The sequence below is a fragment of the Oceanicoccus sp. KOV_DT_Chl genome (assembly GCF_900120175.1).
Classification (GTDB): Bacteria; Pseudomonadota; Gammaproteobacteria; order Pseudomonadales; family Dasaniaceae; genus Oceanicoccus.
In genome coordinates this window covers 185,442-205,119 of sequence record NZ_FQLF01000002.1, presented here as the reverse complement: position 1 = coordinate 205,119, position 19,678 = coordinate 185,442, and the positions used below count along the sequence as shown (strand labels likewise).

Annotated in this window: 26 protein-coding genes; 25 read left to right on the top strand and 1 reads right to left on the bottom strand. The window is 41.2% G+C overall.

Going from position 1 to position 19,678, the window contains the following annotated elements:
• Positions 1-14: 14 nt before the first annotated feature.
• The 24 genes from UNITIG_RS04625 (at position 15) to UNITIG_RS04480 (ending at position 17,254) form a co-directional block, all read left to right on the top strand.
• The gene (locus tag UNITIG_RS04625; RefSeq protein ID WP_145999092.1) at positions 15-470 is read left to right on the top strand and encodes a hypothetical protein; all 456 of its coding nucleotides are present in this window, start codon (positions 15-17) and stop codon (positions 468-470) included.
• A 105-nt stretch (positions 471-575) separates the two neighbouring features.
• Positions 576-1,106, top strand: coding sequence for a hypothetical protein (locus UNITIG_RS04620; RefSeq protein ID WP_101757336.1), 531 nt, complete (start codon positions 576-578; stop codon positions 1,104-1,106).
• Between the two features lie 21 nt (positions 1,107-1,127).
• Positions 1,128-1,844, top strand: coding sequence for a hypothetical protein (locus UNITIG_RS04615; protein ID WP_101757335.1), 717 nt, complete (start codon positions 1,128-1,130; stop codon positions 1,842-1,844).
• A 1,438-nt stretch (positions 1,845-3,282) separates the two neighbouring features.
• A complete protein-coding gene (locus tag UNITIG_RS04595) occupies positions 3,283-3,702 on the top strand; it encodes a hypothetical protein (RefSeq protein ID WP_101757332.1) in 420 nt (139 codons plus the stop codon).
• A gap of 65 nt (positions 3,703-3,767) precedes the next feature.
• A complete protein-coding gene (locus UNITIG_RS04590) occupies positions 3,768-4,253 on the top strand; it encodes a sel1 repeat family protein (RefSeq protein WP_101757331.1) in 486 nt (161 codons plus the stop codon).
• A gap of 80 nt (positions 4,254-4,333) precedes the next feature.
• Complete coding sequence (locus tag UNITIG_RS04585) at positions 4,334-4,735, top strand: hypothetical protein (RefSeq protein ID WP_101757330.1); 402 nt, start codon at positions 4,334-4,336, stop codon at positions 4,733-4,735.
• A gap of 50 nt (positions 4,736-4,785) precedes the next feature.
• On the top strand, positions 4,786-5,136 hold the full coding sequence (locus tag UNITIG_RS23040) for a hypothetical protein (protein ID WP_159931089.1): 351 nt from the start codon (positions 4,786-4,788) through the stop codon (positions 5,134-5,136).
• A 110-nt stretch (positions 5,137-5,246) separates the two neighbouring features.
• A complete protein-coding gene (locus tag UNITIG_RS04580) occupies positions 5,247-5,591 on the top strand; it encodes a hypothetical protein (RefSeq protein WP_145999091.1) in 345 nt (114 codons plus the stop codon).
• A 100-nt stretch (positions 5,592-5,691) separates the two neighbouring features.
• Positions 5,692-6,027 carry a hypothetical protein gene (locus UNITIG_RS04575; protein ID WP_145999090.1) on the top strand — a complete coding sequence of 112 codons (336 nt, stop codon included), beginning with the start codon at positions 5,692-5,694 and terminating at the stop codon, positions 6,025-6,027.
• A 59-nt stretch (positions 6,028-6,086) separates the two neighbouring features.
• The gene (locus UNITIG_RS04570; RefSeq protein ID WP_101757327.1) at positions 6,087-6,512 is read left to right on the top strand and encodes a hypothetical protein; all 426 of its coding nucleotides are present in this window, start codon (positions 6,087-6,089) and stop codon (positions 6,510-6,512) included.
• 555 nt (positions 6,513-7,067) lie between these two features.
• Positions 7,068-7,946, top strand: coding sequence for a hypothetical protein (locus UNITIG_RS04560; RefSeq protein WP_101757325.1), 879 nt, complete (start codon positions 7,068-7,070; stop codon positions 7,944-7,946).
• A gap of 88 nt (positions 7,947-8,034) precedes the next feature.
• Positions 8,035-8,724, top strand: coding sequence for a hypothetical protein (locus UNITIG_RS04555; protein ID WP_101757324.1), 690 nt, complete (start codon positions 8,035-8,037; stop codon positions 8,722-8,724).
• Positions 8,725-8,867: 143 nt separating this feature from the next.
• A complete protein-coding gene (locus tag UNITIG_RS04550) occupies positions 8,868-9,293 on the top strand; it encodes a hypothetical protein (RefSeq protein ID WP_145999089.1) in 426 nt (141 codons plus the stop codon).
• A gap of 447 nt (positions 9,294-9,740) precedes the next feature.
• Complete coding sequence (locus tag UNITIG_RS04540; RefSeq protein ID WP_101757321.1) at positions 9,741-10,016, top strand: hypothetical protein; 276 nt, start codon at positions 9,741-9,743, stop codon at positions 10,014-10,016.
• Between the two features lie 75 nt (positions 10,017-10,091).
• Positions 10,092-10,793 carry a tetratricopeptide repeat protein gene (locus UNITIG_RS04535; RefSeq protein ID WP_101757320.1) on the top strand — a complete coding sequence of 234 codons (702 nt, stop codon included), beginning with the start codon at positions 10,092-10,094 and terminating at the stop codon, positions 10,791-10,793.
• Positions 10,794-10,818: 25 nt separating this feature from the next.
• Entirely contained in the window at positions 10,819-11,067 is a 249-nt protein-coding gene (locus tag UNITIG_RS04530; RefSeq protein ID WP_101757319.1) for a hypothetical protein, read from the top strand.
• 143 nt (positions 11,068-11,210) lie between these two features.
• Positions 11,211-11,561 (top strand): hypothetical protein, encoded by a 351-nt coding sequence (locus UNITIG_RS04525; protein ID WP_145999088.1) that lies wholly within the window; start codon positions 11,211-11,213, stop codon positions 11,559-11,561.
• 988 nt (positions 11,562-12,549) lie between these two features.
• On the top strand, positions 12,550-12,978 hold the full coding sequence (locus UNITIG_RS04510; protein ID WP_101757315.1) for a hypothetical protein: 429 nt from the start codon (positions 12,550-12,552) through the stop codon (positions 12,976-12,978).
• Positions 12,979-13,088: 110 nt separating this feature from the next.
• A complete protein-coding gene (locus UNITIG_RS04505; protein WP_101757314.1) occupies positions 13,089-13,484 on the top strand; it encodes a hypothetical protein in 396 nt (131 codons plus the stop codon).
• Between the two features lie 50 nt (positions 13,485-13,534).
• Complete coding sequence (locus UNITIG_RS04500) at positions 13,535-13,981, top strand: hypothetical protein (RefSeq protein ID WP_101757313.1); 447 nt, start codon at positions 13,535-13,537, stop codon at positions 13,979-13,981.
• 90 nt (positions 13,982-14,071) lie between these two features.
• The gene (locus tag UNITIG_RS04495; RefSeq protein ID WP_101757312.1) at positions 14,072-14,326 is read left to right on the top strand and encodes a hypothetical protein; all 255 of its coding nucleotides are present in this window, start codon (positions 14,072-14,074) and stop codon (positions 14,324-14,326) included.
• Between the two features lie 93 nt (positions 14,327-14,419).
• Positions 14,420-15,025, top strand: coding sequence for a class I SAM-dependent methyltransferase (locus UNITIG_RS04490; protein ID WP_101757311.1), 606 nt, complete (start codon positions 14,420-14,422; stop codon positions 15,023-15,025).
• Between the two features lie 64 nt (positions 15,026-15,089).
• Positions 15,090-15,344, top strand: coding sequence for a hypothetical protein (locus UNITIG_RS04485; RefSeq protein WP_101757310.1), 255 nt, complete (start codon positions 15,090-15,092; stop codon positions 15,342-15,344).
• 386 nt (positions 15,345-15,730) lie between these two features.
• Complete coding sequence (locus UNITIG_RS04480; RefSeq protein WP_101757309.1) at positions 15,731-17,254, top strand: ISNCY family transposase; 1,524 nt, start codon at positions 15,731-15,733, stop codon at positions 17,252-17,254.
• 119 nt (positions 17,255-17,373) lie between these two features.
• Here UNITIG_RS04480 and UNITIG_RS04475 read toward each other — a convergent pair whose 3' ends face one another.
• On the bottom strand, positions 17,374-17,592 hold the full coding sequence (locus UNITIG_RS04475) for a helix-turn-helix domain-containing protein (RefSeq protein ID WP_101757308.1): 219 nt from the start codon (positions 17,590-17,592) through the stop codon (positions 17,374-17,376).
• Between the two features lie 132 nt (positions 17,593-17,724).
• On the opposite strand from UNITIG_RS04475, the gene UNITIG_RS04470 reads away from it, so the two are divergent.
• Entirely contained in the window at positions 17,725-18,894 is a 1,170-nt protein-coding gene (locus tag UNITIG_RS04470; RefSeq protein WP_101757307.1) for a helix-turn-helix transcriptional regulator, read from the top strand.
• Positions 18,895-19,678 lie beyond the last annotated feature (784 nt).

Here is a 19,678-nt window from a genome sequence, read left to right as displayed (position 1 = left end):
AAGGAACAGAGAGAGTGATTTACTCGAATGCATCAATTTATAAGGAAATAGCAGAAGAGGCATATTCAAAAATGTGCTTGCTTTTGAAAAAGGGAAGAACCCCAAAAGATGATGGCTCCGGTGGCTACATTATTAAATATGACGATACTCATAACTCATTCAAACAGTCTATGATAGTGGTGGTTTTTACGGGCATGTGGCTAGAGGCAATACTCCATCAATTAATTGTCTCTAGGCATGGCAATGATCAATTTAAAAAATATGATTTCAAGCCCTATCGAGAAAAGCTTGTCTTATTGGGTGTTTCAGATTCCGAAATATTAGATAAAGTTGATTTATTCAAAGCCACAAGAAAGGAATTGGTACATGAAAAGGCATTCTTCGATAGTGGTGAAATTAAGGTTGCGCAAAAAGAAGCTGAGCTGGCCCACCAAGTTATTTCGAGTGTATCTCATGTGCTGGGCATCTAAGGCTAACAAACCGCTCAAATTCGTTCCGGCCACAAAAAACATGGCCTCCACCGGACTCGCTGACGCTCGCCGTTTAGCGGGGCGTTAACCTAAAAGGAGAGTAAAGTGTCAGAATCATATGCAGAATTGCAAGTAACTTTTGTAAGTGAAGATAGAAAAGAAATGTTTTTATCAGTTTTCAGTGAGTTTAATATTGAAAAATCTAAATCTGAAGATTTTAGTAGAGAAAAAGAATTTTTGCGTGAGATAGATCAGCCGTTTGCATCTTATTTCACCAATGATATGAATATATATTCAATGAGCACGACGAAAATTGTCGAAAACTCACCAACAGTTATTGATATCTGTTTCTCCGATTTGTTGCATGATTTTATAAACTCAATAATTTCTAATATTGAAGCTTGGGGTATAACAGAGATTATAGTATTCGAAACATGCTCGGGGGCAGATGGATGGTGGATACGCTATAAAGATATTAATATCGACGTAGAGAATAACGGATATGATAATGAGGAGTTTGACAAAAAAATATATAGTTTACCCGATTACGGTGGAGATAGTAAAAAGACCGTATTCGAAATTATTAGAGCTGCGAGCCAAGCTAAAGAGATAGTTACCTTGGATAATGATTGGTAGGTTAAACACACTGTTAACTCTATGCATGAAACTCTGCCAGAAAACTGGGCGAAAGATGATTTATCCGAATACCTAGACATATCAATGTCCAATGGAGTGGCAACTTTCGCCAACTCAAAAGAAGATTACAATACACTAAAAGAAATTGACGGTTTGTTTGTCCTCGCGGGCAACAGTATAGATAACCCGGAAGAAATATGGCCAGCAGTGCTTTTTTATAGAGCTCACTCCGCATTTCGTTCTGCGATTTATCTAGTAATGGCTGGGCACCAAATAGAGTCTTTTACGGTTATGCGGCAAGCAATAGAGTACGCACTTTATGCTAATCATATGGTAAAGCGCCCACAATCTGTTCAAATTTGGCTGGACCGCCCCAACTCCCCAAAAGATACAAATAAATGTCGCAGTGAATTTTCACACGGCAATGTAATGAAGTCAGTAAAGAATAAAAAGCTCAACGAAATCACGAGGCAGCTTTATGGCCGCTGCATTGATTACGGCGCACACCCGAATGAAGCATCTGTTTTCAGCTCAATGATGATTGATAGAAGTGAAAAGGGTAAAGCTCACTTAAAACAGACTTATCTAACCTGTGAAGGTCAGATTATGGCATTTACAGTAAAAACGGCTAAGACAGTTGGGGTTTGCGTATTGGATATATTTCTAACAATATGGAAAGAGCGCTTTCAAATAGTAGGTATCGATGAAAAACTTAATAAGCATAAGTCTGTGCTATAAAAGAGTTAAAAAGTGTTTAACGGACCACCGGGTCTGTTAAACACACTGTTATGCACTAAAACCATGAAGATCATACTAATCATCACATTAAGCATTCTGGTTTCGGCTTGCGACTTTGTTCGGGGAGTGACTAGATCATCTTCCTTTAATCAGTATCCAAGTACGGAGTGTGTCCTGGAGGCCACGCGCGCTATTGAGGGGGTTTCTTCAATAAGGTACTCCACTGAAGAGGGCAGCAAACCATTAACTATGCACGGCATAGAAAAACCGGACATCATCCATCGTTATTGGTATACCTACAAAAATATCGAGAACAACTTCTATTTTAGGGAATCCTTTGATGGCAGCGTTGAGCTTAGGCATGGATATGCGTGCCTTAATTGCTATCCAGATCAAAATAAAATTAATACAATATATCCGTTTCTAGCAGCAGTAGAAGAAAAGCTTCAATCGCAATGCGGGGTCAAAATTGAGCCATCAAATACACATGAGTCATGCAGTGGCGTTGAGTGCCCAAATGCATAAAAATTAATCTACGGACCGCAGGGTCCGTACTATTACACTGTTATGTGTCATGGATAGATCGAGCTATAAAATATGAGTAAGTTATCTGGTTTCTTCAGTAAGGATAATGCTGAGAAATCATTTCGTAAAAGACGAACTATTGGAAATTTGATAATTTCGATAGTTCCTGTATTGCTTGGGCTGTATGCACTTTACGAAGCACTTCCATTTAAATGGGAAGGTGCTTTTACGATAGTATTTGTTGTATTCTCATGGTTGGCCACGGAATTGGTTTTAATAAATTATTTCTACAAATTAAATAATTCACCAAAATATATACACGAGGTTTTTCAGTTAAGCCTCTTAATTAATAATCTTTGGTTTATGTGGTTAATTGTATTTCAGTATGTCAAATTCAGCACATAACAAGGGCCAGCAACGGACTCGTCAAACTGTCACTTTTTTTGCAAAAAGCCGCAAAAAAAGCGCCAGTTTAACTCACCGCTGTGGCCGGCGTTATGTGTCATGGATAGATCGAGCTATAAAATATGAGTAAGTTATCTGGTTTCTTCAGTAAGGATAATGCTGAGAAATCATTTCGTAAAAGACGAACTATTGGAAATTTGATAATTTCGATAGTTCCTGTATTGCTTGGGCTGTATGCACTTTACGAAGCACTTCCATTTAAATGGGAAGGTGCTTTTACGATAGTATTTGTTGTATTCTCATGGTTGGCCACGGAATTGGTTTTAATAAATTATTTCTACAAATTAAATAATTCACCAAAATATATACACGAGGTTTTTCAGTTAAGCCTCTTAATTAATAATCTTTGGTTTATGTGGTTAATTGTATTTCAGTATGTCAAATTCAGCACATAAAAATTAATCTACGGACCGCAGGGTCCGTACTATTACACTGTTAGGTGTAAAAAATGGTCGCACCACTTTACGATGTAGTTCATGGTCTAGCACTAGATATAGCCAATGCTTCTGCAGCTGAAAATGATCAGGCAGACTCGGAGGCATATGACGCATTGAAAGAGCTGTGCCAAAGTCATGAAGGCAGTGATCTGGATCACCCGCTGCAATGGGAAGCTCTAGGTGATTTTTCAGAGAGTCATGAAGAGGCACTGCAAGCCTACCAACAAGGTTTGATTTGCTCTACTAAGCTCGCTCTCCCAGAGTATTCTGCATCAATCAAGTTTGCCATGGCGGAAAGTTACCTGGAGCAAAAGAACACAAGTAAGGCGCAGCAGCTGGCCACTGAAGCAAATACCGAAGCAGCCAGAACAAACGACAATGAGCTAAAGGTGGCAATAAATGAGTTTCTTAATGAAATCAGTCACACCTAAAAATTAATCTACGGACCGCAGGGTCCGTACTATTACACTGTTAATGCCACACAGTAACGAAACATATGCGTAAATTTATAGTTCTTATATTTTTGGTTTTATGCGGTCAAGTGCTAGCAGAGTCTGCTCTTGAGCAGCTAATAAAACAGTCTCCGGAGCTGAAGTTTCATCCGGTCGAAGCTGACCCTAAGATACTAAAAAATATAAAGCTTGCCCGCACCCAAGCCCTTGAAAAAGCCGCACTAGGCGACTCTCAGCAAATGTACAATTTATATAGTCTCTATAAAACTGGGCTAATTTATGCAGAGCGAGATTACAAATTTTCAGGCATGTGGTTAAAAATGGCTGCTGAGTATGAAAATAGGGATGCCCTAGTTACAATTGGTAAAGCATACCGAAAAGGAAACGCTACTTTAGGGATTCCTCAAAGTAAAAAGCTTGCGCTTGAATCTTTTGCTAAGGCAAAGAAAATGGGGAGTTCGGAGGCTGCGTTTTACTATGAAGATATTGAAGTTTGTGGCCTTTCTGGTCGAGATGGTCCAGATTGCTAGTCCAGGCATTAAAAATTAATCTACGGACCGCAGGGTCCGTACTATTACACTGTTATACCTAAAACAAGGATGAAGCATCATTGAAGAATAATATTGCAGGTGGGTTAATCCTTCTATGTATTGGATTTTACATAGGCGGTTACTTCGAAAGCAGATCGTCCTTGGAGTCCATTGATCAGCTCGCCAAAATTCATCATGATAATTATTGGATTGATGCATCTTGGCAAATTGGTATTGCCACTGCCCTCAGAAAGGGGGAAATCCGCGAAGTCATTGAAGTTATGGATGAACGAATAGAATCAAATATAGAAGGGTTCGTTGAAAATAAAGCTAATTTAACCGAGCATGAAATAAGCACTTTAGAAAAAGCTCAAAACTACAACACAACATACTGTTCTGGCAGATGCTTCTCTAGTGTAAAAGAGTATCTGCCAAAAGGTATAACAAAACGGTCAATGTCGCCTTCGGCTGGACAGCTTTAAGCGTGGCTTCGCCACAAAGCTGCCCATTACCTTGGCGTTAAGTGTCAGTCATGCATCTACCATATTTGATAGTTATTAATATTTTAAACGCCTATTGTTTCTGGTTAATGTGGGGCGGTTTCTATATAGAGTGCAACTTCAATGTTTTCTATCAAATGTTAGTGTGGAGCTCATTACCAATTGTTTTGGCAGTTGGCTTGTACTTAATAAGGAGCTCTCCACTAGCCATGAAGCTGATAAACTTTGAACAATTGGCTCAAGGTACAAGCAAAGAACGTGCGTCATATCTCGGCGCATTAATTGGCACATATGCACTTAGCTCAACATCAATAATTGTTGCTGCTGTTGTATTCGCCATTAACGGCAGCATTGATATTTGGGCAATGGGTGCAAACACTTAACAAAACGTGCAATGATCGCCCTTCGGGCTGGACCGCTAAAAGCGCTGTTTCACAGCAACGCGGCCCATTCACTTGGCGTTATGTTTCAGAGAGTGGAGAGTAAGCAGGTAATGAAGTTTTTCAACGGATTGATATTGAGCCTCCCTGCGAGTATTTTCCTTTTGATCATTTTCCAAGGTAAAGGCACTGAACCCTCTGCTTGGTTAGTGCTCATTATATTTGCATTGCTTGGGCTGCCATGGAATATCGCCTTATATCTATTGTTTGTAACGATGGGATGGGCATTACATTATTTATTTGAAAGTATTGGCTTTGATGATTTAGCCTCTATTATTCAGTTCATGGATGGATATGGATTATTTATATGGTCTGGATACGTCGCAATGGTAATTGCCTGCCATATTAATGGTGCGGCACTTAACAAGGTTCTTTTTAGTGGCCGAGAAAAAACATAACAAAACGCTCAAATGGACACAAAAAGCCTGTGGCTTTTCGGTCCATTTAGCTTGGCGTTAAGTGTATAAAACCATGCCCCACCTCGTCCTCATGATTTATATGTTAGCAACTCTCGTATTCATTTACGCTGAGGCTATGGCAATCCAAAATTCAAATCCGATTTTTACGCACGTCCTTTGGTCGTTTTTTATAGCTTGGAATATCGTGGCTATTTGGGGTGTAAAAAATACAACTTCGCTCAGCAAGCATATGCTTAAATTGAGCGCGTATTTTCAATTAGTTGTAATAGTTTGTGGGTATATGGCTTTATTAACAGATATTGGTTACAGCATAGAGATTAATGGTCAAAACTTAACTCACATAGGTTCATTTGTTGTGGTAACTTGGGCTGCTATAAAATTGTTCATGGTTAAACTAAGCTATGAAAACACTTAAAAATTAATCTACGGACCGCAGGGTCCGTACTATTACACTGTTATGCCTCTTAGGAAATTATGATTTACGTAGAAGAAAAGGACTTTAGTCGCCAAATTCAATTGTTATCTTTTTTAGCAGGCTCTACTGAGCTTTCTATTTGTGCTTGGCTGTATCCAGAGTCATCAGCATCAAAGTTGGCAAGCTTTGAGGTAACTGAAAACACTAAATCACTAATTCCAGTCACCACATACGAAAATGGTTTTCAGCCCAATTGTACTTCGCTTGTCCCAGCTAATGAGTCAAGCATTAACACCTTTCGTTCTGCACACTCCGAGCTAAAGAAAAACTGTGATAGCCTAGCACTCTATAAAAACTCTGAATCATCTTGGTTGGCGGCCACAATTGGTCATGAGGGCATGTGTCTCGTACAAGATGACAATTTATTAAATAGCCTTCTCCAAGCTGGTTTCTCTGCATCAAGTGAGGCTCCATCGTGGTGGTAAGGCATAAAAATTAATCTACGGACCGCAGGGTCCGTACTATTACACTGTTATGAGGTCTTATGGAGAATATAGTTCTTGGCCTAGTGATATCGGTTTTCGTGGCTATGCCGATAGTTTTATACGTATATATCTATCGCATATTTCAAAGTGGCGCAGCCCGAAAACTCGAGCGGTTTTTAAGTTCGCTGAATCATCCGGCTAGCGAGTATGCTGTGTTTACAGGTGGCCATCCCTACACCTGGACTCAAGTTTCGCTTGATAGTATATATATGCAACTTAAAAAGGAGGGCCACGGTGGAGGCGCTACGGTTCCGTACCCCACAAAGCCATCGTTTCTACTACGCAGCGACGAAGACCGAAAGTCAATATACATTGTATTTACCTACAAAAAGATTTTGACTGGAGTGCCCTGCAGCACACAGCAGAGTGGCTAGAATCAATGAGGCCTGTATCGGATACCATTAGTGAGCATCGTGCCAATACAACTTCATAACAATGCGTGGCAGTCGCGACTGGCGTACCGCCAGCCGCTGCACATAGGCGTTAAGCGAAAAAATGGAACTTTTCAATACCAACGAAGCAAACAGTCAGATTTATAGGAATGTTAGAGACTCTGATACTCCTATGATGATTCGCGCTCGCCAGCTTTGTCTCAATATGTGGAAAACATATGAGCCTTATGCTGACGAACACTTCGTTACGGAATTTCAAAGAGATTTTAGCGCAAGATTCTGGGAGATGGATCTTACATGCATCTTGTTAGAGCTTGGAAAAGGAATCGAGTGCCCAAAGCCAGGGCCTGACATTAAAGTTGATAATTCAATATGGATAGAGGCAATATCGCCAACTCAGGGCAATGAAGATAGCCCAGATAGGGTGCCCGAAATTGTTACGGGAATTGCCACATCCATTGATAGTGATCTTATAGCACTCCGATATACGGCATCTGTTGAAGAGAAGCATAGAAAATATCATCGCTATATCGAGGCAGGAATCATTACAAACGATGAACCCTATATAATCGCACTAAACAGCTCTCAGATTCCGGGAGCAAGTTTAGAACTGCCAATGCCTAGAATAGTTAGTGCACTTCTCTCCATAGGGAGTCAGTACGTAGAATTCGACAGGGAGTCCGGTGATGTGGTTGGTGGTGGATATCACTATAAAGAGACAGTGGCAAAAAGTAACGGAGCTAACGTTCCAATTGATATGTTCCATAACCCGGACTACGCAGGAATTAGCGCAGTACTATATTCCAACTCTGACTGTTGCAATAGAGCCGAAAAAAATGGCAGCGGGTACATCCTTGTGCATAATCCTCTCGCAAAAAACCCCATAAGAGTTGGCTTTCTAGGTGTAGGCAGAGAAGCAGTAACGACAATAGATAGCGAAACAGATTATTCCATAAGCTGGGTCAATCATGAGCCCGCTTAGCAAGGCCAGCCAGAGGGTCCAAAAAAACCGCCGCTTCGCTCTGGTTTTCGGCCCCTGCTGTCGGCGTTATGAGTATCAATGAGATTGAATGATGAATAAGGATGTTGATGTATTTCCCGATGTAGAACCAGAAGGGGACAAAGTCTACCGGCTAGCTGAAGCTGTAACTAGTTTGATTCCAGCAGGTCAAGCGGTGCTTCATTCCTTGATCTCTCCACCTGTGCAAAAGCGCATGGAGGCCTGGGTCGCCAGTGTTGAACAACGCCTGATCGTGCTAGCAAATTCAGATAAAATTGATCTTGAGCAGCTTGCCAACAAACAGGAGTTTTCGGCACTAGTTCTCCGCTCTATTCAAACCGCTGCAATAACAAGTCAAAACGATAAACTTACGCATCTGAAAAACTTCATTATTAATGTCGCCCTTAAATCAGACGCCAATGAAGATGAACTATATGTACTTCTAGATATTCTGAATGAGTTCACTCCTTCTCATATAAAAGTCCTTCATTTTTACTCAAAGCCTGAGCTTTATACGAATAAAATAGCCAAAGTTCCAAATACCTCCCCACCGAACAATCAGGCACAAGGTCGTGAGTTATCAATAGTCTTCGAGCAAGGTGATGTTGAATACTGGCAAAACATATTTTGGGCTGTTTCTGGCAGGCATGTAGTTACAAATCATACTACATCCGTGAAAGCCAATTTAGTGCAACCTCAAACTGTATCTGGTACCGCAACCCACTTAGGGTTAAAGCTATTGGACATGGTGAGCGAGTAATGCACGAGAACACTCATAAAAATTAATCTACGGACCGCAGGGTCCGTACTATTACACTGTTAGCTGTCATGAGTGCCATGAAGAAACTATTATTGTTATCAATGCTCGTGTTAAGTGGGTGCGGGGTCTATGAATGCATAGATATGAAAGTAGAGCGTGAACCGAAACCAATTGATAAAAACATAATCGTTAGCCTTGCCTTCCAAGAGCAGGAGATGAGTATGGAATTAAAGTGCGAAGAATACTACGATGCTTTATGCGCTGAGCGCGGAAACTACTGGGACGTTCGGGAGGTTGGTTCTGAAAAATCAGGTCAAACTAGCTCATTTAAATTTACTGATCCTAAACTGGGCAACGTAGAAGTTTCGGTCCCTTGGTGTGGCGATATTGTTAAAGGTCGTATGATTCCGCTGAACCATATATTGCCAAAAATAAATGGCGAAACATACTGGTTGGTGAGTACGGAAAATGGAGTTGGTAAATACCAAACGTCAAAACATATGACCAAAACAGTCAAAGAAGCATATTTTAATTTATCAATGAGTATAAACGGTGTTCAACTTAAGTAGTGTCAAAGCTAACAAAGCCATCAAATCGACCGCTTTACGCTGCGCTTCAAGCGGCAATTTATGGCGGCGTTATGTGTCTACAAGGAATAAAGTATAAATGTTCGCTGTAATATTTCGGGCAGAGATTTCAGAACTAGATTCGGAGTATTCAGCAATGGCCGAGAGAATGAGAGACCTCGCTATAAATGAATACGGCTGCAAGGAATTTATAGCTAGCACAGAAGGGAATACTGAGATTGCCATTTCATACTGGGATAATGAATCACAAATAAAGAAGTGGAAACAAAACTCGGAGCACTTATCTGCACAAGGTAAAGGCCAATCTAAATGGTATAAATCCTATACGGTCCAAGTTGTAGAGGTCGTGCGTGCATATAGTTCAAACACATAAAAATTAATCTACGGACCGCAGGGTCCGTACTATTACACTGTTAAGTGTCAAACGAGATGGAAGAATCGATCAAGAAAGCGTTATCCGAACTTGCTAGGTTTAAGTTGCCGTGGCAGGAAATGATTCGTATCCAGCTAGAGTACTGTTTGGAGGTGATTTTAGAAAAATCATCACCTGATCGCCTCGAGGAACTGAATATGGGTTTAATTGCAGTTCGGGAAATTGATGAGCGAGAAGTACTTTATTCATTGCTCACTGAAATACAATATAAAATGCAGCGTAAGTATTTGCCGTATGCTGCAAAATTAAGATTAAACATACAGCGTAGATAAAACACTTAAAACGTGTTTAACGGACCATCGGGTCTGTTAAACACACTGTTAGGCCCCTTAAGGAATCGAGCTTCGATGAAGGAACTCATATATCTCTTTATATCAATAATACTTCTTGCGAGCTGTGCCGCCACGCCTCCGTCTCCTGAAATACAAGAGTTGATTCAAAAAGCTGAAGCAGGAGATAGAGAGTCGCAATTTGAATTAGGTGGGTTATATGACTTCGGCTACGGCGTTCCACGTAGCGGAAAAGAAACGGAGAAATGGTACAAGAAGGCAGCAGAGGCCGGGCACCCGGAAGCACAAAATAGTATGGGCAGTATCTACCAAGCGGAAGAACGGTACAATGAAGCTATGTTCTGGTATGAAAAAGCAGCCGCGCAGAATAATGAGCTGGCTATAAATAATCTCGCCTACCTCTATGATCTTGGCTTAGGCGTACCTCAAGACCGCCAAAAAGCCCACGAGCTTTATCTTAAGTCTGCCAATCTCGGAGAGCCTCAAGCAATGCACAATCTAGGTCAAATGTATGGCTCGGGCCAGCTTGGCCCCGAAGACCTGATTAATGGTTGTGCTTGGACATTCCGTGCTGTTAAGTACAGCAGAGGCCCGGGCTCACTGGCTCACAAACCAGCAACTGATACCGCTGGTTACTGTGAGCGTACTCTAAATCTAACAGACCTATCAAAAGCCAAAGAGATCGCAAATAGCTGGCAGCCTTCCGGCCCTAGCGAAAATTGGCCTAAAACGTGTTTAACGGACCATCGGGTCTGTTAAACACACTGTTATGTGAAATACTAAAATGAATTATATTCCTCCGAAACCAATTCAAAATTGGAAAATCGATGAGCCAGATAAAGAACTGTATCAGGCATCAATCATGGATAATCAAACCGTTATTTCTGCGTATGGTCGTCACTCTCACGGTTCAGGGTGCAAAATAGTTTCTTGGCAGGAGTTTCTAGGCGGCGAAATGAACGAACTTGTAGCTAAAACAATGGGCGTTGAAATATTAAATGAAATTATTGCTAAACTACGATCAATCACATAAAAATTAATCTACGGACCGCAGGGTCCGTACTATTGCACTGTTAGGCACACAGGGAGATAACCATTAAGTGGGAAGCATTTAAAGAGCTGGATGTTCCCTGTTCAGATATATCTTATCAGTGGATTTCTGAGCGTGACGCTCGTTTGATTGTGACCATGCACTTTTCCAGAGTTATCGGTGGTTGCAATAAAGATCTTGAGCTGACTTTCTCAGAACCTATTGCCCTGCAATGGGAAGATGAGTCATATGGCATAATTGATCTACCTGATATTCTTCCAAAGTGCTCAAAAGATACTTTCACTAACTGGACATACCCAACATTGATTGTGCCCGATTCAAAGTGGGCTGATTTATATGCAGCAAGCACGCATACAGAAGAAGAGTACAAAAATCATAAAGTAACGCACTTCGCCTTTATAGCCATGAATGATCTTCTTCATGTGTTATCAGAGAAAAAGCCAAGTGCAAAGTTAATCGAGGTGGCAAATGCCTAACAAGGCCATCAACCATCGCCAGCAAAGCTGGCTGGACCTCCGCACTGCGTGCTCCGGCCGGTTATGGCGGCGTTAGGCTCTGAATAGTGAAATATTTCAATCTAGAGAAATATAAGCAGCAACTGGATGATGGGAAGAAGATACATTCTAAGCCTCTCATAAGCTGCCTATTTTTTCTTACGCTATATCCTATGAGTTTTTTATCAGGCTCGCTTGAGTTAATCGCAACAGCGACATTGATGTGCTTTGGGTGTTTTGTCTTCAAATATGCTCGGAGAATATTTTTACATAATGCAAAACTCGTTACCGCCGTTGCCTCACTTTATGGGGCTTCAGGTTATTGCTTCTACCTGGCACATGTGAAACACAACAGAGACTTTTCGTTTCCGGGCTTCAGTTCTATCGAGGCAATCGAATTAAGCGCTTATTTCATGGTCATTATCATATTCGGTTTGTTGGTATGTAGTGTTGCAAGTAGCGAGTACACAATTGACGATGAAGCCTAACAAGTTTGTCAACGATCGCCCTTCGGGCTGGACAGCATTAAGCGCTGCTTCGCAGCAATGCTGCCCGTTACAAAGGCGTTATGCATAAAATGGAATCAAGATCGTGTTCCTGAATGAGTTTTATATACCAATATTCCTATGCTTTTGGATAGTACTTGTCCTTATTGAGAAATTGTATTTAAGTACCTTCGGCATAAAAACAACCGAAGGTAAAATTAACTACCATTTATGGCAGTACTATAACGCTGTTGGTGTTGGGGTCCCGGTTGTCCTAATCCTTAATATTAAGGAAACTCAATACTATGCCTATGAGGTTGTGTTATTTTTACTTGTAGTAGTATTCAGTATTTATAAAGCTAAAAAAGGCTGGGTGAAGGCGTATTAAAAATGCATAAAAATTAATCTACGGACCGCAGGGTCCGTACTATTACACTGTTAAATGTATCTGCAAGCAATCGTGCACAACTCTAAAAGGAATAAAAATGAAGAAAATGTTCTTGATAGCTACTTTAAGTGTCCTAAGTCTAAGTTCGCATGCCGCAGGTGTTTGTGATAGTGCCTCGAAAGAGTTTGCGGCTGCTGTTGAAGTGTATAAAAAAGAAGGCGGGACAGCCTTCATGAAGCGTGTTCTCAAAAACGGCCCTTTGGAAAACGACACAAGATCTCTCAGTCAAGCACAAGCACTCGGACAAATAGAGCAATTTTTTGGCCCATTAAAGAGCGCCTCAGTTTTAAGTACCAAAGCCTTAGGTGCAAAGTCATGCTATATCATAGGTATTCTTGAGTATGAAAATGGGCCGGCTTTTGCAGTCGCCAACTACTATAGTGGTGCAAAAGGCGTCGGTGCTACATCTATGTTTTTCCAAACTGAACCTGAGCAAATACTTCCAAAGGAGTTTCTTGTCCAGTAAACATTTAACAAACACATCAAAAACTGCTCCACTTCGTTGCGCTGGACCTCCCTATCGGTCGGCCTTTTATGTGGGCGTTATGAGTACAATCAAATTTAGGCTCCATCATTATGAATGACGAAAATAAAAATGGATGGTTGTGGGAGCGGTATGCGCTATACATGGATTTGTATAAGTATTATTTCAGTACATCTCTGAAAATCAATGCATTTTACCTTGCTGTCACCGGTTCAATAGTTACGTATTATTTTGCGCACCCAAATGTTTCAAATATTCAATTTGCTCTTTATTTTCCCATAGTATTATCTGTAGCTATATCACTACTGTATGGTTTTGGTATCGCCACAATAGGTGCTTTGGAGCACGATATAAAAATTGTCGTAACTCGCATGGAGCTGGAAACACGAGTCACTATTTCGGCACTTTATTATTTGTGGTGGGGGTCAATCGTGCTATTAATTATTGGTGCTTTAAGTATGGTGTTTTTAATATGCGACAACTCATAAAAATTAATCTACGGACCGCAGGGTCCGTACTATTACACTGTTAAGGCCCTATGAAATTTAGCATCGCATTACTATTTGCCCTTTTAAGTTGCTCCGTTAATGCAACTGAGTGCCTGGACGCGCCAAACTCTCTCGATCCAATCAGGCACTTGGAAAAATCGAGCGATGTTTTATTTGGAACAGTTATCGGCGGTAAACTTAAAAGTAATGTTCGGCGTGGAGAAATCGCTGTAGATTTCAGCATTGCTAAACCAATCAAAGGGAATAAAAGTGGTGTAATACAGCTCAGATCACCAATGTATACTCACTTTGCAATTGGTTATAGTTACATAGTTTATCTATATGGCAGCAATGAAATTAAGCCGTGCGCAATGGTTATCGAACTTATGCCAGCAATAGAAAGTATGGAGGCTCTTTACCATCAGTCGCAAAGAACCGATGTGAACTTTGGTAAAGATCTAAGAAAATTGTTAAATCACGTGGGCTACAAGCCTTAACAAGTCAATCAATGTCGCCTACGGCTGGACAAAAAAGCGTTGCTTTTTTCGCCCATTATTGAGGCGTTAAGTGTCACCAGTAGGTAAGTTATGAGCTTTCGAATAGAGAGAAATAAGAAGGATAGAGATGCTATTGGTAATTACCAATATCGAATTTTCCAAGGAAAACGATTAGTCGCTAATTACTGGCATGACTTCCGTGGAGATGGTCATGGAATTGAATTTGTGAATGGCAAAAAAGAAGGCTGTCCGGGAAACATGACTAGTTTTCTTACTGGTGGTGGGCCAAAACCATTAGAGCTTACCGAAAAAGCTATTAATTATTTAAATGAGCGAACAGATTAATTGCACGTTATACGCAACAAACACTTAAAACGTGTTTAACGGACCATCGGGTCTGTTAAACACACTGTTAAGCATCACCAGCAAGGAGCAAGTATGAACAATCAAGCAGGAATGTCGATTGAGCGGTTTAAAGAAGAATATGAAGGCCAGCCCGCATGGGATGTGGGAAAACCTCAGAAGTATTTCGTGGAAGTATTTTCTGAGTCCGCCCCTGATTCCCCGGTCTTGGATCTAGGTTGCGGAACCGGAGATTTATCAGAGTTTGTGGCGGGCTTAGGCTCTGAAGTCCTAGGAGTAGACTTTGCGCCAAGGGCTATAGATTTGGCAAAGGAAAGGTTTTCCTCTCCGCACCATAATTTGTCCTTCAAAGTGCACGATGCTTTCAAACTAGAGGAGCTAGAAACAAAGTTTGGCACAATACTAGATTGCTGCTTCTTTCATATGCTTGATGATGAAGCACGCATCAAATATTCCAATATATTAAAAAGCATATTAAAGCCCGGCGGTAAGGTCTACATGCTAAATTTTGCTGTTGCGCTACCCACTCCAAACGCGCCCCGCGGAGTTACCGAGTCAGATATAAGATCGACCTTCACAGAAGGCTGGTCAATTACTGATATTGGGCAAAAAAATGTTGACGTCACCTTTTTGCCGGAAGGACTGGCAGGTACTTATGCTTGCATAGAGAAAAATGCTTAAAACGTGTTTAACGGACCATCGGGTCTGTTAAACACACTGTTAAATGTCTTAGGAAGTTTTGAAAATGGAATCAGCAAAGAGAATTATTTTCGCATTATCGTATTTTGCGTTTATATTCGTAGGCACAATATTTTTCTACCAGTACGATAAGTCTATAGCGTTGCTATTTACTATGGTATGTTTTGGTGCGCTTAGTTCTTATCTTGCTAATGGTAAGAGGCGTAGTAGAATTGGCTGGTTTTTTATAGGATTTTTCACAGGTGTAATGGGTGTGGCCATGGCTGGTGTAATTAAACCTATAGAAATAGCTCATGAATAAGCAACATTTAAAACGTGTTTAACGGACCATCGGGGGAACTGGCCCGATAAAACGGACACCGGTTTTATGTCTGCTTTTTCCTCAAGCAATATGGCCAATAGGTCCGCTTTTGGCACAGAGCGACTGCCGTACATTTCAATTTATTATTGAAAAATAGTCTGCTTTCAAACTGAGAATAGACTATACGATGTTGTATGCACCAGGCACTTAGTTATGTAAGCTCAAGTCTGAGCCAATACAGCTTATTTTGTTAACACCAAGCGACTTTGTCGTATCTTAATTACCAAGCGATTCTGTCGTAATCGCTAATTACCAAGGGAAACTGTCGGTCTCTTTTTTACATGTTTGTTAGTGTTCTTTTTTTGAATACTAGAGGCATGTTGAGGATGATTGTGATGGATTCTAAAGCTCAACTCACCGTTGATATAATTGCTAAAGTCGTTGAAGGCAGAATAACAATTGCCAATGCAGCTAAATTACTCAGTAAGTCTCGACGCACCATTGAACGCTATGTAAAGCGGTATCAACAAGTCGGCATTCAATTCGCGGTGCATGGTAACAGCGGAAAGTCACCGCCTAATAAAACACCCGCCTCGATTAAAAAAACGGTGCTAGCCTTAATCAAAGGCAAATATTTTGATTTGAATTTGCTACACCTTGCTGAGCAGCTAGAGGTTAACGAACACATTGTAGTAAAGCGCGAGACGCTACGTGGTTGGGCGCATAGTATCCATCATGTAAAACGCGCTAAACGCAGACGCGGTAAGGCTCGTAAACGCAGAGAGCGTATGGAAGCGCCAGGTTTAATGATGCAAATGGACGGTAGCCCGCATCGTTGGTTTGGTGATAAAAAACACTGCTTAATTGCCATGATTGATGATGCCACCAGCGAAGTACATGCAGAGTTCTTCCCCTCTGAAACCACTGTTGGTTGCTTGAAGGTCATGCGAGATTGCATTGAAACGAAGGGCTTATTTAAAACACTTTACGTTGATAGAGCAGATATCTTCGGCGGCCCTAAGCGTTGTAACTTCTCACAAATGCAGCGGGCCTGTGAGGAATTAGGTATTGAAATTATCTTCGCTAATTCACCGCAAGGAAAAGGGCGTATTGAACGTGCCTTCGATACCTTCCAAGACCGCCTTGTGCCTGAACTGAGGCTCAATAATATCAAGGACATGGCAAGTGCCAACGCGTACCTAAAACACGTGTTTATTCCGCAGTTCTGGCAATTAAAGATCCAAGTCAATACCAAACATACACAGTCGGAATTAACGCCACTGTCACCTCACGTTAACCTTGATGATATCTGCGTCATCAAAGATCATCGGAAAATACGCAATGATCACACCTTTAGCTATGGTAATAAATTTTATCTTATTGATTCACCGCTCAAACATTCAATCGCAAACCAAAAAATTGAAATCAGAAATACCAGCAAGAAAGGCTTTACTGCCCACTTCGCGGGCCGACAACTCAAGGTCTCAGAAGTCACTGAACCAAGTAAATTAGCTACCGAAGACTTAGCCATACAGAAAAAGTTAGAGGTATTAGCCTTAGTTGAAAAACTGGGTAACGTATCCGAAGCATCTCGTTTAAGTGGCGTCTCGCGGGATACTATTTACCGCCATTTAAAACTCGTTAAGCAAGGCGGTGCAGAAGCCTTAAAACGACAAGAAACGCCCAACCTGCGGCATAAAAACTGTGTGGATAAGGTAATCGAGGATGCCGTTGTGCAATTCTCAGTTGAGCATCCACACCTTGGTCAACAGAAAGTGGCACTTAAGCTCACAATTGCTCTGGGTGTTGATATCAGCCCCAATGGCGTTAGAGGTATATGGCTAAGGCAAAATATGAACACCACTGCGTTACGAGTAGAGAAAGCGCAAGCTCGGCAGAAAAGTGTATGAATCATAGCCAGTTTAGCAACTGGCTGATATGCTCATTACGACAAAGTCGCTCGGTAATTAGACCGACAGTATCCCTTGGTAATGACACCAATACAGCTTATTTTACAGCTTATTTGGTGTTAAATATCAAAATTGAATAGTTCACGAGGGTGTACGCCAAGGGCTTTTGCGACTCTAGCAATATTCCTCAAACTAATATTTCTTTCACCCCGTTCAACTCCGCCAATATAGGTGCGATCCAACTCCGCTAAATGGGCAAGCTGTTCCTGATTTAGGTCGCAGAGTTTTCTTTGCGCTCTCACGGACTCTCCAAATTTTACTAAAACCTCATCTGTCATTGCGCCTCCCACAAGTGATCTACATGATCTTGTGGTGATGACTATGGGTACACCGACTATAAGTAGCATATTGAGGTGATTTTGTTATTATGATACTTATAAGTATCATTTTATAGATTCAAGGATGTGCCTATGCTGACACAACGATGTAACTCATATTATCTGCGGGAAGAAGACGGTCTCTATACCTCGTCATCGCTGATACCTCTAATTTATAGCGGCTTACTTGAACAGAGTCCTTGGCAGCAGCTATTAGTGACTTTGCGCGAAGTTATGGCTTCTGACGTGGCGGCAATCACGCTCCGTACTGGAAGTCAGCACTTGTCACCAATGATAATTTGGGATCGAGAGCAGCCTCTGACTCAAAATCAAATCAGTCAAGCTCAAGCTGATCACGCTCGATTATTGGGTGATGACCCACTCAATCAATTGCTTCGCCAGTCTGGTGATATCTTTATTCTTGAAGAGGTTATTGAGCGTGATGCATTGGAGGCAAGCGATTTCTATCAATGCTTAATGAAGCCCTACGGCATTGAGCATCAAATAGGTATGTGTTTTGCCGAACCGAGTGGTTGGGTTTGTACCATTGGATTGATGCGTGGCGGAGAGCGATCTGCATTTAATTCAACGGACAAAGAAATTTTATTAGAGCTCTTGCCGCACCTCGAAAAATCGCTAGCGGTATTGGCTCGACTCAAACACAGCGAAGTGGAATGCTCGGTGTTTGAGCAAGCGTTGGATAAACTGGGACTGGGAGTGATTCTACTTGATCGTCATGCTGAAGTAGTAGATTGTAATGAGGTTGCCAAGAATATGCTGAGAAAGCATGAGAGCCTGACCATACTCAATAACCGATTATTTTCTCAGCGTGACAAAGAGGCCTTGGATAAATCAATTCAGGAAGCGATAGCAGCGAGTGATAGCCATCCAGCGATTCCCTATATTCAACCTGTCAGGTTATCAGCGGGATTTGAGGAGCTTGGTTTATTAATACGGTCAATTGATACGGCACTGTATCAAAGTGATAAAAGCCCAAAAGTTATCGTGTACCTCAGTAACCCAATGCGTGATAACGTTTTATCCACACAGCTTATCCGATGTCTGTTTGGGCTTACTGATACAGAGGCCCATGTGGTGATGTTACTTTGCAATGGTTTTACGTTGAGTGAAGTCGCTCTCAAGCTAGACGTTGCTGAAAATACGGCGCGTGTGTATTCAAAACGTATTTTTGCGAAACTTGGGGTAGGGCGCCAAGTAGAGTTGGTCCGAATGGTTCTAGGCAGCGTAGCCTTGCTAGCCTAAAAAAGAACTGCAAGTTCAGATGGTTCATTGAGTGATTCAGGTTAACTTAAGGTGGAGCGCAGCCACTGGTGGCGAGTAGTTCTTGAATGAATAATAAAAAGAAATAGCCTGACCATGGGGCATTCACCCAGCTACCGGCGAAGGTTGTGTTTGCCAAGCGATCAGGTCTGTTTGTAGCACGCTGTCTATATGTTTGAAATAGATCTAAGAGGCTAGGATGTAGAGATGTGAACATATAGAAAAAGCTCTAATTATAGAGCTTTTTCCCTTGTCAAAATTATTTATGTTTGTGAGTTTTTAAGCTTTGATGTTTAGGTTTGTTTTCAGGTGTCACGCGTTGACGTTTGTCTTTCTTGCCTGTTGAGTCCGCGATTGGCTTGGGCCGGGTTTAATGGTCATATCAATAATTCCTTCTGTTATGATTGGTTTATAGTAAGGTCTGTAATAATAGTAAAAAGGCGTTGTCCGCGTTACCACATTTAGCTGGGGGGCTTATTTGAAAATTCAATCTTATTTAAATAAAAATTAGGAATCACAAATAAAGCGTTTTTTCGGACAATCAGATCTTTTAACCTTAAAATAACACATATGATTTAAAGAGCGTCTGGTCCAAGTACATGAGAGAAAGAGTAGAGTTAAAAAGTTCAGTTTTTACATCCATTCTTGTCACATGTGATTTTTTCTGAACTAGCCACCCAGTGGCTAGGATTTTCAGTTGTATCAAATCCACATCCTGTTTGGCCTCCTTTAGACCCTTGGTGTACCTCTTCAGTTGGTGTGTGTT